1 protein-coding gene (only partly in view) is annotated in these 18526 nt (G+C 72.7%); it reads left to right on the top strand.

Going from position 1 to position 18526, the window contains the following annotated elements:
* Positions 1-18526: the 3' portion of a non-ribosomal peptide synthase/polyketide synthase gene (locus tag ACWDU4_RS09895; protein WP_450113717.1), read on the top strand. Its footprint begins 8579 nt before the window's first position; the window shows 18526 of its 27105 coding nt (coding positions 8580-27105); the start codon falls outside the window, past its left edge; its stop codon occupies positions 18524-18526.

The raw sequence follows: 18526 nt of genomic DNA, 5'->3' as shown, positions 1-18526 counted from the left end.
CCTGGAGGCGGTCGCCGAGACCCCGGACATGCCGGTGGCGGACATCGACATCCTGGGCGCTGCCGAGCGCGCCGCGCTCACCGCGGTACGGGGCGCGCCCGGCGCAGCGCCGCGCACGCTGGCCGCGATCCTCGCGGCGGGCGCGGCGATCGATCCGCAGCGGGCCGCCATCCGGATCGACGGCCACGACATCTCCTACCGCGACCTCGACCACTCGTCGACCAGGCTCGCCCGCGAACTGATCGCCGCCGGCGTCGGACCCGGATCGGTGGTGGCGCTTGGCATGCCCCGCAGCGCCGAGTACGTCCTCGGCCTGTGGGCCGTCGCGAAAACCGGGGCGGCCTTCCTCCCGGTCGACCCGGCGCACCCACCCGACCGCATCGCGTTCATGCTCGGCGATTCGGGTGCGGTGCTCGGCCTGACCGTCGCGCGGTCCCGGAAAGCCCTGCCCGACGAGCCGAACTGGTGGGTGCTCGACGACCCTGCGACAGCGATCGTCGACGCCGATGCGACAGCGATCGTCGACGCCGATGCGACACCGATCGCCGACACCGAACGGACCGCGCGGATGCGCCTCGACCAGGCGGCCTACCTGATCTACACCTCCGGGTCGACGGGAATCCCGAAGGGCGTCACGGTCACTCACCGCGGTCTCGCGGCGTTCGCCGACCACGCCCAGCGGCTGGGCCGGACGACGCCCCGCTCCCGGACACTGCACTTCACCTCGCCCAGCTTCGACGCCTCGATCCTCGAGTTCGTCCTCGCGTTCGGTGTCGGGGGCACCCTGGTGATCGCGCCGCCCACCGTGTACGGCGGCGACGAGCTGAGGGAGCTGCTCGTGGCCGAACGCGTGACCCACTGCTTCCTCACTCCCACGGCCCTCGCGGCGACGGACCCGGCCGGACTCGACGACCTCGCGTGCGTGGTGACGGGCGGCGAGGCGTGCCCGCCCGGTGTGGTCGCCCGCTGGGCCCCGGGACGGCACCTGTACAACGCGTACGGTCCGACGGAGGCGACCATCGCCGCCAGTGTCAGCGATCCGATGTCCCCCGGCGATCCGATCACGATCGGCGGCCCCGCACCGGGATTCCGGCTGCGGGTGCTCGACCGCAGGCTGCAGCCCGTGCCGGTCGGCGTGCCCGGCGAGCTGTACCTCGCGGGCCCGGCGCTGGCCCGCGGCTACCACCGGCGTCCGGGGCTGACGGCCGGCCGCTTCGTCGCCGACCCCGGCGGCGATCCAGGCGAACGCATGTACCGCACGGGTGACGTCGTGCGCTGGACCGCCGACGGCCCGCTGGTCTACCTGGGGCGCGGCGACCGGCAGGTCAAGGTCCGCGGCACCCGCATCGAGCTCGGTGAAGTCGAATCGTGCCTGACGGCAGACGGATCCGTCGCACACGCGGTGGCCGACGTGCGCGCGGTCGGGCGCGGGGGCGACCGGCTGATCGGGTACGTGGTGGCCGCCGGCGGGGCCGTGGTGGACACCGCGCACCTGCACGAGGCCCTCGCCGCGCGGCTGCCCGCGTACATGGTTCCCGCGCACATCGTGGTGCTCCCCGAACTTCCCATGACCGTGCACGGCAAGCTCGATCGGACCGCGCTGCCGACGCCCGATCTCGCAGTGGAGGCGTCCGCCGGCCGGTCCCCGAGGAATGCGGCCGAGGAGAACCTGGTGCTGCTCTTCGCGGAAGTTCTCGGACTCGACACGGTCGGCGTGGAGGACTCGTTCTTCGCGATGGGCGGAGACAGCATCATGTCCATCCAACTGGTGGCGCGAGCGAAGTCGGCGGGACTGCTCCTCACACCGAGGGACGTGTTCGACCACCCGACCGTCGCCGGGCTCGCCGCGGTGGCGGACTCGCACACCGCCACACGCCACCCGACCCTCGACGAGCTGCCCGGCGGTGGCGTCGGGGAGGTGCCGATCACCCCGATCCTCGCGTGGATGCTCCGCCGCAGCGCGGGCCGGATCGGCCGGTTCTCGCAGTCGGTCCTGCTGGTACTGCCCCACGGGGTCGACCAGCCCACGCTCGAGGCCGCGGTGCAGGCCGTCCTCGACACGCACGACATGCTCCGGGCCCGGCTCGGACCGGACAGTGGCACCGACGGTGACACACCTCGTCGCTCCGCTCGCCCCGATGACCCTCCCCGTCGCTCCGCTCGCCCCGGTGGCTGGAGGATGACGGTTCCCGGCCCCGGCAGCGTCACCGCCCAGGACGTTCTGGCGCGGATTCCGGTGGATTCGGTGGACGACGAGGAGTTCGACGCCCTCGCGGCCGCGGCGGCCGAGGCCGCGGCCGATCGCCTGGATCCGGCCACCGGCACGATGGTGCAGGCCGTGTGGTTCGACGGGCCGTCCGGCACCGGACGACTGCTGCTGGTCATCCACCACGCCGTCGTCGACGGAGTGTCCTGGCGCGTTCTGGTGCAGGACCTGGCCTCGGCGTGGGCGCAGGCGTCGGAGGGGCGGGTGCCCGAGTTGCCCCCGGTGGGCACGTCGATGCGGCGATGGGCCCTCGCGCTGGACGAGGCCGCCCCACAGCGAGTCGGCGAACTACCGCTGTGGGAGCGGATCCTGGGCGGTGTCGCGGATCCGCCGATCGGGTCGCGGCCGCTCGATCCGGCGCGGGACGTCGCTGCCACCAGCGAGGTGGTCACCAGCGAGGCGCCACCAGAGGTCACCGAGGCCGTGATCACGGCGCTGCCGGAGTCGCTCCACGCCGGCGTGCTGGACGGGCTGCTCACGGCCCTCGCGATGGCAGTGGTCCGCTGGCGCAGCGAGCGAGGCGTCGCCCGGTCCGACGTCCTTCTCGGAGTCGAGGGGCACGGGCGGGAAGAGGGAGCGGTCCCCGGTGCGGACCTCACCCGGACGGTCGGCTGGTTCACGACGCTGTCGCCGCTGCACCCGGATCTGTCGTCGATCGACCTCGGCGCGGCATTCGCCGGGGGTCCGGCGGCCGGTGCGGCGGTCAAACTCGTCAAGGAGGCGCTGCGGGCGATCCCGGATCGGGGCATCGGGTACGGCCTGCTCCGCGAACTCGCCGGAGAACAGGGCGCCACGGTGCGCGGGTGGCGCGACCCCCAGATCGTCTTCAACTACCTGGGCAGGATGGCGGGCGTCGACCGGACGGCCGCGGGGGCCGGCGACGATCCGCAGGCGTGGCGGCCCAGCGCGCGGCATGGGCTCGGCGGCGGCCACGACCCACGGATGCCCGCGACGGCCGTCGTCGACATCTCGGCCGGTCTCGTGCAGCGGCCGGGAGGCGCGGTCCTGCAGTCGTCCTGGACATTTCCGGCCGGGGTGCTCGACGCCGACGCAGTGCACCGGCTCGCCGACCTGTGGCACCGCGCGCTGGGAGCGCTCGCGGTGTACGCCCACACGCCCGGTGCGGGCGGGCTCACCCCGTCGGACGTCGATCTCGTCCCGCTCGGCCAGTCGACGATCGACGCCCTCGAGGCACGACGACCCGGGCTGACCGATGTGTGGCCGCTGACCCCGCTGCAGGCGGGACTGCTGTTCCACGCGCAGCTCGCGGAGCATTCGGTGGACGCGTACACGGTCCAGCTCGTCGTCGGGTTGCACGGCAGGCCGTCGCGCGAACGGATGCGCCGCGCCGCGGGGACCCTGCTCGATCGCCACCCGAACCTGCGGGCGTGCTTCGTCGACGACGACGAGGGCGACGTGTACCAGGTCGTCGCAGGCCGAGTCTCGGTGCCGTGGCGTGAGATCGACCTGTCCGGGCTCGACGGGCCCGCGGCCGGGGAGCGGTGGCGGGAGCTGCTCGCGGAGGATCGGGCGACGCCCTTCGCGATGGACCGTGCGCCGCTGCTGCGCTTCACGCTGATCCGGACGGGCGCGGACGAGCATCGGCTCCTGCTCACCCACCACCACATCCTGCTGGACGGCTGGTCGACGCCGCTGCTGCTCGCGGAGCTGCTCACGCTGTACGGCACGGAAGGCGAGCAGCCGTATGGCACGGACGGCGCGCCTGCGCCGGTGGGCGACTACCGCGACTACCTCGCGTGGCTGACCGCGCAGGACCACGAATCCGCCCTCGGCGCCTGGAACAGCGCCCTCGCGGGCGTCGACGGGCCGACGCTGCTCGTGTCGCAGGCCGAGCCGGTGCACGCTCCGCAGGCTCCGCTCGACGCCGCGGTGAGTGCGGCCGAGCACAGGGAGGTGCGGCTGACACTGCCGGCCGACGAGACCGCGGCGCTGGTGGCGGCGGCCCGCGAACGCGGGGTGACGGTCAACACCGTCGTGCAGGTCGCCTGGGCGCTGGTGCTCGGCACGCTGACCGACCGCACCGACGTGGTTTTCGGTGCGACGGTCTCGGGTCGCCCGCCGCAGGTACCGGGGATCGAGTCGATGATCGGACTGTTCATCAACACCGTGCCGGTGCGGGTCCGGTTCGACCCCCGCGAAACCGTCGGTGAACTGCTCGACCGTGTGCAGGCCGAGCAGGCGGCGATGCTCGACCACCACCACATCGGGCTCGCCGAGATCCAGCGGGCGGCGGGTTCGGCGGCGACGTTCGACACCCTGACCGTCTTCGAGTCGTATCCCGTCGACCGCTCGGCCCTGGCACGTGACAGCGGCACCGACATCGCCGGACTGCGGGTGACGGGTGTCGAGGGCTTCGACGCCACCCACTACCCGCTGACCGTGCTGTCGAGCGTGGACGACCGCCTGCGAATGACGCTGAAGTACCGGCCCGACCGTCTCGGCCCCCTCGAGGTGGAATCGATCGCCGACCGGTTGCGGATCGCGCTCGCGACAGTCACCGACGAGACGGCGCGTCCCGTCGCCCGGGTCGACCTGCTGTCCGCCCGCGAGCGCCACACCGCCACGCCGATTCGTGGCGGCGAAGCGAGCCCGCCACGTCTGCTGCCCGAGATCCTGGTCGCCGGTGCCGCGGTCGAGCCCGACCGGGTGGCAGTTCGGGCGGGGGAGGTGCAGCTGTCGTACCGGGAACTCGAGGCGGAGTCGAATCGGCTGGCGCGGTACATGATCGGTGCGGGAGTGGGGCCGGGCACGGTGGTCGCGATCGCCCTGCCGCGGTCGGTGCGGTCGGTGACGGCGGTGTGGGCGGTCGCGAAGACCGGTGCGGCGTTCGTGCCCGTTGATCCGACCTACCCACTCGACCGCGTCCGGCACATGCTCACCGATTCGGGCGCCGCGCTGGGGCTGGCCACCGCCGCCGATCGCCACCGTCTGCCGGACGGTGTCCGCTGGCTGCCGGTCGATGATCCCGGCTGCGAGGCGGACGTCGTCGCGCTTTCCGCCGAGGGCGTCGACGACGCGGAGCGGACGGGTGCCCTGCACGTCGACGACGTCGCGTACCTGATCTACACCTCGGGATCGACCGGCCGGCCGAAAGGCGTGAGCGTCACGCACCGCGGCCTGTCGGCCCTGCTCGCAACGCAGCGTGACCGTTACGCGATCCCGGCGACGGCGCGGTGCCTGCACGTGTGCTCGCCGAGTTTCGACGTCTCGGTGCTCGAACTGCTGCAGGCCGCGACCGCGGGCGCGACCCTGGTGATCGCGCCGCCCGGCGTGTACGGCGGCGCCGAGCTGGCCGAACTGCTTCGCCGCGAGCGGATCACCCACGCCTGCATCACACCTGCCGCCCTGGCCACCGTCGATCCCGACCGGCTCGACGCCCTCGACGTGCTTGTCGTCGCGGGCGACGCCATCGGTCCCGAACTGGTCGCCGACTGGGCGGCGGGACGCACGATGCTCAACGGATACGGGCCGACCGAGTCGACGATCCTGACGACGATCAGTGCGCCGCTGGTGCCTGGAGCGCGGGTGCCGATCGGGGAGCCGGTGCGCGGCACCGACCTGCTCGTCCTCGACCGCTTCCTGCGGCCGGTTCCGGCCGGGGTGCCCGGCGAGTTGTACATCGCGGGCGCGGGATTGGCCCGCGGATACCACCGCCGGGCCGCGCTGACCGCCGCGCGATTCGTGCCCGATCCGCGTGGCGGGCCCGGCGCCCGGATGTACCGCACCGGTGACGTCGTCCGGTGGCGGCCGGACGGAACACTCGACTATCTGGGACGCAACGACTTCCAGGTCAAGGTGCGGGGACTGCGCATCGAACTCGGGGAGATCGACGCGGTGGTCGCCGCTCACCCCGGGGTCGGGTTCGCCGTCACGGCAGCGCGATCACGGGAAGCCGGCGACCCGATGGTCGTGACCTATGTCGTGCCGAACTCCGCGGACGGTGTCGACGTCGCCGACGTCATGGACTTCGCGGGCAGGAGCCTGCCCGCGCACATGGTGCCGACGACCGTGGTGACGCTCGACGAGGTGCCGCTCACCCCGGTGGGCAAACTTGACCGCGCGGCGTTGCCCGAACCGGACTTCGCCTCGTTGACACCGCGATTCCGGGAACCGGGCAACGCAACCGAGGCGGGGTTGGTCACCGTGTTCGCCGACGTGACCGGTGTCGACCGGGTCGGAGTCGACGACGACTTCTTCGTGTTGGGCGGAAACTCCCTCAGCGCGACGCGGGCCGTGGCCCGCATCAACCGCGTGCTCGCCACCGGGATCGGGGTGCGCGACCTGTTCGAGTGCCCGACCGCGTCCGCGCTCGCGCCGCGGTGTGCGCGCGCTGTCGCACGGCCCACGGACGAGTTGCGCACGGGCGTACGGCCCGACCGCATCCCGCTGTCGCTGGCGCAGGAACGCATGTGGTTCGTCAACCAGTTCGATCCGGCGTCCGCCGCATACAACGTGCCGATGGTGCTGCGGCTGTCGGGGAGCCTCGACGCCGCGGCTCTGCGCCGCGCGCTGATCGACGTGGTGGAACGCCAGGAAGCGTTGCGGACGGTGTTCCCGTCCCAGCCGGCCGCAGGCCTGTCCCGCCCGGCCGCAGGCCCGTCCCGGCATGCCGCCGGACCGGTCCAGGTGATGGTGCCCGCGCCCGGTGTGGTCGGGGACCTGACGCCGGAGCCGGTCCCCGCGGATCGGGTGGCCGCCCGCATCGACGAGATCGTGCACGAGGGATTCGATGTGGCACAAGAGGTTCCGGTGCGGGTCCGTCTGCTTCGCACCGCGGCGGACGAGCACGTTCTCGTGCTGGCGGTCCATCACATCGTGGCGGATGGCTTCTCGATCGGCCCCCTGGCTCGTGACGTCGCGACGGCGTATGCGGCACGTGTCGGCGGCGGCGCCCCGAGCTGGGGGACGCTGCCCGTCCAGTACGCGGATTTCGCCGTGTGGCAGCGCTCGACACTGGGGTCGCCCGGCGACCCGGACTCGTGCATCGCCGGCGAGCTCGCCTGGTGGGAGGGCCGGCTGGCGGGGGCGCCGCCGGTGACCGGGTTGCCGTTGGACCGCCCACGGGAGATCCGGCGCTCGACGCGCGGCGGACGGGTCCCGCTGTCGGTGGGTTCCGGCGTCCACCGCGCGCTCGTCGCCCTCGCCCGCAGGCACGATTCGACGGTGTTCATGGTGGTGCACGCCGCGCTCGCCGTGCTGCTGTCCCGGGTGGGGGCCGGCCGTGACGTCGTGGTCGGCACCCCGGTCGCCGGGCGCGGCGAGGCCGAATTGGACGACCTGGTCGGCATGTTCGTGAACACCCTGGTGCTGCGGACCCCGGTCGATCCCGCGGCGTCGTTCGATGCGGTGCTCGCCGGGACACGAGACGCGGACGTGGACGCGTTCGCGCACGCCGACGTGCCGTTCGAGCGGCTCGTGGAGCGGGCGAGTTCGGCGCGGTCGACGTCGTACGCTCCGCTGTTCCAGGTGATGCTCGAGTTCCGCAACGTCGACCGCCCCGACGTGCGGCTGCCGGGACTGACGGCCCGGGTGGTCGACGTCGAGATAGGAGAGATCAAGTACGACCTGCAGTTCGGAATCGGGGAGCGGTTCGACGACTCCGGGGCGGCGGCGGGACTGACGGGCGACGTGCTGTTCGCCGCCGACGTGTTCGACGAGGCCACTGCGACGGGCCTGGCGGACATGTTCGGTCGGGTGCTCACGGCCGTCGCGGCCGATTCGTCCGTCCGTGTCGGGGACATCGACGTCACGGGCGCGTTTGCGCGCGAGGTGGTGGCGAAACTTGCGTCCGGGCCGGAACTCGCCGCACCTGCGGAGGGGACGCTGCCGGCGGTGCCGGCGGAGGGGACGCTGCCGGAGCTGTTCGCCGCGGCGGTCACTGCAGGCCCGGACGCGATCGCGGTGGTCGATGGGGGCACGCGGGTGACGTACCGCGAACTCGACGAGCGTTCGAACCGGTTGGCGCGCTGGCTGATCGATCGGGGCATCGGACCGGAGTCCGTGGTCGCCGTGATGATGGGACGGTCGGCCGACCTGGTGGCCGCGCTCGTCGGGGTCGCGCGGTCGGGTGCGGCCTACCTGCCGGTTGACCCGTCGTATCCGGCGGCGCGCATCGGGTTCCTGCTCGACGATGCGGCACCGGCCTGCGTGCTGGTCGACGCCGGTGTGCCGCCGGATCTCGTGGACGGGAGCGTCGGCGGCGCCGGGGCTCCGGTGGTGCGTCTCGACCGCCCGGAGATGCGTGCACAGCTGGACGCCCGGGACGCCGCGCCGGTGACCGATGCCGACCGGACCGGTCCACTGCACGCGGATTCCGTCGCGTACGTGATCTACACGTCCGGGTCGACCGGCAGACCGAAGGGCGTCGCGGTGTCCCACCGGAACGCGGTGACGCTGTTGACCGGCGCGCGCGCCGTGCTCGGCTTCGGCGGGGCCGACGTGTGGACGATGTTCCACTCGTTCGCGTTCGACTTCGCCGTGTGGGAACTGTGGGGGGCGTTGGGTTTCGGTGGCCGGTTGGTGGTCGTCGACCACGACACCGCACGATCCCCGGACGAGCTGAGACACCTGCTGGTGGCCGAGTCTGTGACGATGCTCAGCCAGACGCCGTCGGCCTTCCACCAGTTCGCGCAGGCCGATGCCGCTGCCGATGCCGAGGGCGGAACCCTCGCACTGCGCTGGGTCGTGTTCGGCGGCGAGGAACTGGACGTCACCCGCCTCGCGGGATGGGTCGCGCGGCACGGTGCCTCGGTGCCGGCGCTGGTGAACATGTTCGGGATCACCGAGACCTGCGTGCACGTGACGTGGCGGGTGATCGACGAAGAGACGATCGTCGGGCCGCGCCACGCCGGATCCGTGATCGGTCGCGGGCTCCCCGGGGTGCGGGTGTGGGTGCTCGACGACCGCCTGCGGCCGGTGCCGATCGGGGTGGCGGGCGAACTGTACGTGTCCGGCGCACAGGTGGCGCGCGGCTACCGGGGACGACCGGGCCTGACCGCGGGACGCTTCGTCGCCGACCCGTTCGGGGCGTCGGGCCGGATGTACCGCACCGGCGATCGCGCACGCTGGAACTCGCACGCCGAGCTCGAGTTCCTGGGGCGCGGCGACTCCCAGGTCCAGATCCGAGGGTTCCGGGTCGAGCCGGGGGAGGTCGAGTCGGCGCTGTCCGCGGTTCCGGGTGTCGCCTCCGCCGTGGTGCTCGCGCGGCCCGGGCCCGTCGACGGCGCCGCACGCCTGGTGGCCTACGTGGTCCCCGAATCCGGTGCCGACCTCGATCCGGCTGCGGTCACCGAGGCCGTCGGCCGTCGGCTGCCCGGACACATGGTGCCGTCCGTGACGACGGTCCTCGCGGAGTTCCCGATCACCGCACACGGCAAGGTCGACCGCACCGCACTTCCCGAACCGCGACCCGAGACCGTCGGCGGGCGAGCACCCCGCACCGACACCGAGCACGTGCTCGCGACCCTGTTCGCGGAGATGCTCGGCGTCGAGTCGGTCGGTGTCGACGACTCGTTCTTCGGGCTCGGTGGCGACTCGATCATGTCCATCCAGCTGGTGTCCCGCGCGAAGGCCGCGGGGGTCACCTTCACACCCCGCGACGTGTTCGAGAGCCGCACCGTCGCCGGCCTCGCCGCGGTCGCCGACCTCACCGATTCCGAGCGCGTGGTCGTGCTGCCGGAACTGCCGGGCGGCGGCGTCGGCGACCTGCCGCTCACCCCGATCATGCGATGGATGATCGAGCGCGGTGGCGACTTCCGCCGCTACTCCCAGTCGGTTCTGCTCGCCGTGCCCGGCGGAATCGACGGTGACACCCTCACCCGCGCGGTGGGCGCCGTCCTGGACCGGCACGACATGCTGCGGTCCCGGCTGCGCCCGGACGCGCGTTCGGTATCCGGGTGGCGGCTCGAGGTGCGGCCGACGGGTGCGGTGCGCGCCGACACGGTGGTGCGGCGGATCCCGCTCGACTCGGTTGCCGGAGCGGACTTCGCCGCGACCGCCCGCGGCGCACTCGAGGAGGCCGCCGACCGGCTGGACCCGGAGTCCGGCGCCATGATCCAGCTGGTGCACTTCGTCGGGCGCGACGCGGCCCGGCTGCTCGTCGTGGCCCACCATCTCGTGATCGACGGGGTCTCGTGGCGGATCCTGATCCCCGACCTCGCGCTCGCCGCTGCGCAGGCCGCGGACGGCGCGGAGCCGGACCTGCCTGCGACCGGCACGTCGATGCGCACCTGGGCGGCCGGGCTGGTGCAGGCGGCGCTGGGCCGCACCGGCGAGCTGGCACTGTGGCGGTCGGCCGTCCCCGGAACGTCGGCGGTACGCGTTGTGGGTGAACTCGATCCGTCGGTCGACGTCGTCGGCACCCTCGACCGCGTCGAGGTGGAGCTGCCTGCCGACGTGACCCGAAGCCTGACGACGACGGTGCCGCGGGTGTTCCACGGATCCGTCGACGACGGACTGCTCACCGCGCTGGCCCTCGCGCTCGTGCAGTGGCGGCGCGGCCGCGGTGTGGAGACCGACGACGTCACGGTGGCAGTGGAGGGACACGGCCGGGAGCCTCAGGTGGTGCCCGGTGCCGACCTGTCCCGCACGGTGGGGTGGTTCACGTCGATCCACCCGGTGCGGCTGGACCTGTCGGGCGTCGACATCGACGAGGCCCGCAGTGGTGGTGCCGCCGCCGGTGCGGCGGTCAAGGCGGTCAAGGAACAGCTGCGCGCGGCACCGGACCACGGGATCGGGTACGGCCTGCTCCGGTACCTCGGCGACGAGACCCGGCCGGAACTGGACGGTTCGCCCGAGCCGGAGATCAGCTTCAACTACCTCGGCCGGCTCGATCGCGGCTCCGATCCGCGCGGCGACGGACACTGGCTCCCGGTGACGGAATCCGGCCTGTCCGACGCCGCGGCGGCGACCATGCCGGTGGCCTTCGCGATCGACGTCAACGCGATGACGGTGCCCGGCCCGGACGGCCCCCGGATCAAGGTCACGTGGGCCTTCCCGCGCCGCGTGCTCGATGCGAACGAGATGGAACGGCTGGCGCAGGAGTGGATCGTCGCTGCAAGGGCGATTGCCGCCCAGGCGAACGCGCCGGGTGCGGGCGGGCGGACGCCGTCGGATCTGGCGCTGGTGCACCTGGACCAGTCCACGATCGAGCGGTTCGAGGAGCGGTTCCCGTCACTGTCCGACGTGTGGCCGCTGACTCCGATGCAGCGCGGCATGTTCTTCCACGCCGAACTCGCCGACACCTCGCTGGACGCGTACCTGGTGCAGCTGCTCCTCACCCTCGGCGGCGACGTCGACTCCCGGCGCCTGCAGCGAGCGGTCCAGGCCGTGGTCGACCGGCACGCGAACCTGCGGACGGCGTTCGCGCGCGCCCCGGACGGGGAGGCCGTGCAGATCGTCCAGGACGGCGTGGCCGCGCCGTGGACGGAGACGGACCTGCGCGCGTCCACCGACCAGTCGGCGGCGGCGCGGTTCGGTGAGATCCTCGCCGAGGACCGCACCCGTCCGTTCGCCATGGCGACACCGCCGCTGCTGCGAATCCGTCTGGTGCGCTTGCCCGACGGAACGTGCCGGCTGGTGCTGACCAACCACCACATCCTGCTCGACGGGTGGTCGACACCGCTGCTGCTCGCGGAGCTCGTCAGCCTCTACGCCACCGACGGCGACCCGTCCGCGCTGCAGCCGGTACGGCCGAACCACGGCTATCTCGCATGGCTCGCGGCGCAGGACCGCTCGGCGGCGCTGCACGCGTGGGCCGACGCCCTCGGCGGACAGGACGAGCCCACTCTGCTCGTCCGTGAGGGCTCCGCCACGACCGCACAGTCCACCCCGTCCCTGGACGTGCCGTACGAGTTGGACGTGGCGGCGACCGGGCGACTGCGCGCCCTCGCGCAGGAACGCGGGGTGACGCCGGCCACCGTCGTCTCGGTCGGATGGGCGATCGTCCTCGGACTCCTCACCGGCCGCGACGACGTCGTGTTCGGCGCCACCGTGTCCGGGCGGCCCCCGCACGTGCCCGGCATCGAATCGATGATCGGATTGTTCATCAACACGGTGCCGGTCCGGATCCGGCTCGATGCCGCGGAGACACTGGGTGCGCTGCTCGACAGGGTGCAGGCGGAGCAGGCGTCTCTGCTCGATCATCACCACGTCGGGCTCACCGACATCCAGCGTGAATCGGGACCGGGTGCCGGCTTCGACACGCTCACCGTCTTCGAGTCCTACCCCGTGCCCGGCGAGCTGTCCGCGACCACCGACATCGCGGGGATGCACGTGATCGGCATCGAGGTCCGCGACTCCGCCCACTACCCGCTGAGCGTGGTCGCTTCCGCGACCGACCGGCTCCGCCTGACGATGAAGTTCCGCCCGGACCTCGTGGGCCGGACCGTGGTCGACGCCGCCGCCCGCCGGCTCCTGCACGTCCTGCGCGCGATCGGTGCCGATCCGGGTCGGCGCCTGGCCGCGCTGGACCTGCTGACGGCCGGCGAACGCCGGATGCTGGCGCCGGTACGGGGAGCGCCGCGCAGCGCCGCCCGTACCCTTCCGGAGATCCTCGCGGACGCGGCGGCCCGCAACCCCGACGCGGTCGCGCTGGTGTCCGGGGACCGGAGGCTCACCTACGCGGACCTCGACGCCCGGTCCAACCGGCTGGCGCGGGCGCTGACCGCCCGCGGTGCGGGACCGGAAACCTATGTGGCACTCGGAATTCCCAGGTCCATCGAGTCGGTCCTCGCGATGTGGGCGGTGGCCCGGACCGGGGCGGCATTCGTCCCGGTGGACCCGGACTATCCCGCCGAGCGGGTCGAGCACATGCTCGCCGACTCCGGTGCCGGCGTCGGGCTCACGGTCGCCGCACATCGGCACCGGCTGCCCGACACGCTGCCGTGGCTGACGCTCGACGACCCCGCGTTCGCGGCGGACTGCGAATCCAGATCGGCGGCGCCGGTGACCGATGCGGAGCGCACGGCGCCTCTGCGCATCGACAACCCGGCATACCTGATCTACACGTCCGGCTCCACGGGCCGGCCGAAGGCGGTCACGCTGACCCATCGGGGCCTGGCGAACTACGCGGACGAACAGCGGGATCGGTGCGCGGTGACCGGGGACTCCCGGACGTTGCACTTCTCGTCGCCCAGCTTCGACGTCTCGCTGCTCGAATACCTGCTGTGTTTCGCGGCGGGCGCGACCATGGTGATCGTGCCCCGCACCGTGTACGGCGGCGCGGAACTGACCGCGGTGCTGAGGGAGCAGCGCGTCACCCACGCCTTCATCACGCCCGCCGCCCTCGCCTCGATCGACCCGACCGGGCTCGACGACCTGCAATGCGTGATGGTCGGCGGGGAGGCGTGGCCGCCGGATCTGATCACGGACTGGATGCCGGGGCGGCGCGTCCTCAACGTGTACGGGCCGACCGAGACCACGATCGTCGTGAACGCCGAGGACTGTGTGCCGGGGGTCGCACCGATTCCGCTGGGCGGGCCGATCCGCGGCGTCGCCGAGGTGATCCTGGACGCACGACTGCAGCCGGTGCCGGTGGGTGTCGAGGGCGAGGTCTACATCGCCGGTCCCGGTCTGGCCCGCGGCTACCACCGCCGGGCCGCGACGACCGCCGGTCGATTCGTCGCCGACCCGTTCGGCGCGGCGGGCGGGCGGATGTACCGCACCGGCGACGTCGGGGTGTGGACCCAGGAGGGGAAGCTCGAGTACCGCGGGCGCAGCGACTTCCAGGTGAAGGTCCGGGGGTTCCGTATCGAACTCGGCGAGATCGACGCCGTGCTCGCGGCACACCCCGACGTGCGCTTCGCAGTGACACTCGGCCGCCCCGGGCCGGGCGGTGAGACCGTCCTGGTCTCCTATGTCGCCGCCGCCGACGGCCGGGACGTCGCCGTCGACGACCTCCGGGCACGGTTGTCCGCGCACGTCACCGACTTCATGGTGCCGACATCGATCGTGGTGCTGGACGACATCCCGCTCACCCCGACCGGGAAGCTCGACCGCCGCGCGCTGCCCGATCCCGCGTCGGGCCGGACAGCGGCCGAGTTCAGGCCGCCGACCAACCCGGTCGAGGAGGCGGTGACCGCGGTGTTCGCGACGGTGCTCGGGGCGGACCGCGTCGGGACCGGGGACGACTTCTTCGAACTCGGCGGCAATTCACTGTCCGCGACCCGTGCGGTCGCGCGGCTCCGGGAGACCCTGGGCATCGAACTGGGTGTCCGCGAGCTCTTCGCAGCGCCCACCGCGGCGGCACTCGCCGAGCGCATCGAGCACGGGGCGGCGGGCGCGTCCGGACGGCCCGTCCTGGAGGCGACCGGACGGCCCGACGAGATCCCGCTGTCGCCGGCGCAGCAGCGGATGTGGTTCATCAACCGGTTCGACCCGGCCTCGCCCGCCTACAACGTCCCGCTCGTGGTGCGCCTGTCCGGTGCCCTCGACGCCCCGGCCCTCGATGCGGCCCTGTCCGACGTCGTCGACCGGCACGAGTCGTTGCGCACCGTGTTCCCGATCGGGCGCGACGGCCCGGTGCAGCGGATACTCCCGGCGGCCGAGGCCGCGCCGGTCCTGCGGCCGGTGCCGGTCGCAGGCGAGGAGGAGCTGGCCCGGCGGATCCACACCGAGGTGTCCGCCGGGTTCGACGTCACCACCCGCGTGCCGGTCCGCGGTGCGCTGTTCGCGCTCGGTGCCGAGGAACACGTCCTGGTCCTGGTGGCGCACCACATCTCGGTCGACGGATTCTCGATGGGACCGCTGTCCCGGGACCTGGTCCGCGCGTATGCGGCGCGGGTGGCGGGCCGCGCACCCGAATGGTCGCCGTTGGCGGTGCAGTACGCCGACTACACGCTGTGGCAGCGCCGGATGCTCGGCGACGCCGACGACCCCGGGTCGCTGGCCGCCCGGCAGCTCGACCACTGGACGTCGACGCTCGCGGGGGCGCCCGATCTCCTGGGTCTGCCGACGGATCGCCCGCGCCCGCTCCAGCAGTCGTTCCGCGGCGCCCGAACGGGTTTCGCGATCGAGCCGCAGCTGCACCGCAGGCTCGAGGAGTTCGCGCGGCGTCACGGCACGAGCGTGTTCATGACCGTGCACGCGGCGCTCGCGGTGTTGCTGAGCCGTCTCGGCGACACCGACGACATCGTGATCGGCACCCCGATCGCGGGCCGTGGCGAACCGGCGCTCGACGACCTGGTCGGCATGCTCGTCGGCACGCTCGCGTTGCGCACCCGGATCGATGCGGCGCAGTCGTTCTCCGATCTGGTGGCCGCGGTGCGCGAGGTCGACCTGGGTGCGTTCGGGCACGCCGACCTGCCGTTCGAACGCGTGGTGGAGGCGCTCGATCCGCCGCGGTCGACGGCATACTCTCCGATCTTCCAGGTGGCATTGGAGTTCCAGAACGACACGAGGACCCGCCTCGACCTGCCCGGGCTGACGGTCGAGGGGCTCGCCACACCCTCCGGTGTGGTGAAGGAGGACCTCGAGTTCGTGCTCGCGGAGCAGTTCGACGCGGCGGGCGCCCCGGCAGGCATCGCCGGGAGCATCGAGTACGCGACCGATCTGTTCGACGGCGACACGGTGCGAGGTTTCGCCGAACGGTTCCTCCGGACACTCGAATCCGCGCTCGCCGATCCCCGCGCCGCGGTCGGGGACATCGCGATCCTGCGCGACGACGAACTGCGCGACCTCGCTCCGGCCCGGGGCGCCCCCGACGCCCCGGAGCTGCTCCTGCCCGCGTTGTTGACCCACGCCGCGCACGACCCGGAGGCCGTCGCGGTCGCCGGCGACGGCATCGAGGTGACGTACGGAGAGCTGGATCGGCGGTCCAACCGGTTGGCGCGGCTCCTGATCGGCCGCGGCGTCGGTCCCGAGCGCTATGTCGCACTGGGGCTGTCGCGGTCGCCCGAGTCCGTGCTCGCGGTGTGGGCGGTCGCGAAGACCGGGGCGGCGTTCCTGCCGGTCGATCCGGGATACCCGGCGGAGCGGATCGAGCACATGCTCGGCGATTCCGGGGCCGTGCTCGGGGTGACCGTGGCCGGAGCGCGCGATCGGCTGCCGGACGGCGTCGACTGGGTGGTGCTCGACGATCCCGGCACGGTGAGGTCCGTCGCGGCACTGCCGGACGCGCCGATCGCCGACGCAGAGCGGACCCGGCCCGTCCGAGTCGACCACCCCGCGTACCTGATCTACACGTCGGGGTCGACCGGCATCCCGAAGGGCGTCGTCCTCACCCACAGTGGTCTGGCGAACCTCGCCCGCGAGGAGCGCACCCGTCTCGGCGTCACCCCGGACGCCCGCACCCTGCACTTCGCGTCCCCGAGCTTCGACGCATCGGTGTTCGAGATCGTGATGGCGCTGAGCGCGGGCGCGACGACGGTGATCGTCCCGCCCGACGTCCACGGTGGCACCGAGCTGGCCGAGGCCCTCGAAACCGGGCGCATCACACATGGTTTCGTCACGCCGACCACCCTGGCGTCGGTGGAGCCCGCGGGGCTCGGCACGCTCCGCGCGCTGGTCGTCGCGGGTGAACAGTGCCCGCCGGAACTGGTGGAGCAGTGGGCTCGGGACCGCACCATGCTCAACGCATACGGTCCCACCGAGACCACGATCATGGCGAACATCAGCGAACCGATGGTTCCCGGTGCGCCGATCACATTCGGTGGACCGATCCGCGGTGTGTCCGAGATGGTCCTCGACTCGCGTCTGCACCCGGTGCCGTCCGGTGTGGTCGGCGAGCTGTACGTCGCGGGGCGGGCACTCGCCCGCGGCTACCACCGCAGGCCCGCGCTGACATCCGGCCGGTTCGTCGCCGACCCGTTCGGCAGGCCGGGGGAGCGGATGTACCGCACCGGCGACCTGGTCCGCCGACGGACCGACGGCACGCTCGAGTACATCGGCCGCAGCGACTTCCAGGTGAAGGTTCGCGGTTTCCGCGTCGAACCCGCCGAGATCGATGCGGTTCTCGCCGCGCAGCCGGGCGTCGGGTTCGCGGTGACGATCGCGCGCACCGGACCGGCAGGGGACACTCTGCTGTGTTCCTACGTGGGTGCGATCGGGACCGCCCGTGTCGAGCCCGTCGAGCTCCGTCGCGCTGTGGCGCAGCGACTTCCGCGCCACATGGTCCCGGCGACGGTCACGGTGCTCGACCGGATCCCGACCACCGCCACCGGCAAACTCGACCGGGACGCGCTGCCGATGCCGCAGTTCACCTCGGCCGCCTACCGGGAGCCAGCCGGTCCGGTGGAGGAGGCGGTCGCAGGTGCGTTCGCCACCGTGCTCGGAGTGGAGAGAATCGGCGCCGACGACAGCTTCTTCGACCACGGTGGCAACTCGCTACTGGCGACCCGTGTGGTGACCGATCTCCGCGAGTGCCTCGGACGGGACGTCCCGTTGCAGATGCTCTTCCTCGATCCGACGCCGGCAGGACTCTCGCGCCGAATCGGTGAGACGGCCGCCGCGACCGTGGAGGACGCGCTCCGGATCGTGATCCCGCTGCGCGGCACCGGAACCGGCCGCCCACTGTTCTGTGTTCATCCCGGAATCGGGTTGTCCTGGGGGTACACCGGGCTGGTCCGGTACCTGCCCGCCGAACGACCCGTGTACGGCCTGCAGCTGCCCGCGATCACCGGAGGTCCGGCCTACGGATCGATCGAGGCGCTCGCGCGCCGGTACGTCGACGAGATCCGCGCCATCGCCCCCGAGGGGCCGTACGACCTGCTCGGGTGGTCCCTCGGCGGCGTCCTCGCCCACGCGATGGCCGTCGAACTGCAGCGGCAGGGTGAGTCCGTCTCGACCCTGGCGCTCATGGACAGCTACCCGGACGACGGCTCCGACCCGCTGCTCGGACGGCTCGAGCTGGCCGACCTGCTGCGTGGTCTCGGGCTGGACATCGGCGCTTCCGAGGAGCACGGGGACCTGACCTACGACTCCGCGGCGCGCATTCTCGGCGACTTCCTGGGCAGCGGCGGGATCACCGCGGCGCACCTGGAGCGGATCAACGACGGCTACGCGAACTCGCGGCTGCTGGTGCACCGCTTCGTGCCCGGCGTGTACGACGGCGACCTGCTGGTGTTCCCGGCCGGGCGCGGGCAGGACGGGGGTACCGTGCGATCGGCGCAGGAGTGGCGGCCACTCGTCACCGGGGCCGTCGACGAGTGCCCCGTCGACTGCGGGCACAACGAGATGATCGAGCCGTCGTCGCTGGCCGTGATCGGTCCGGCGCTGGCCGCCCGCCTCGAAGGTCGAACCTGA

This window comes from Rhodococcus sp. NPDC003348 (genome assembly GCF_053589375.1).
This window is presented reverse-complemented; position numbering and strand designations above follow the sequence as displayed.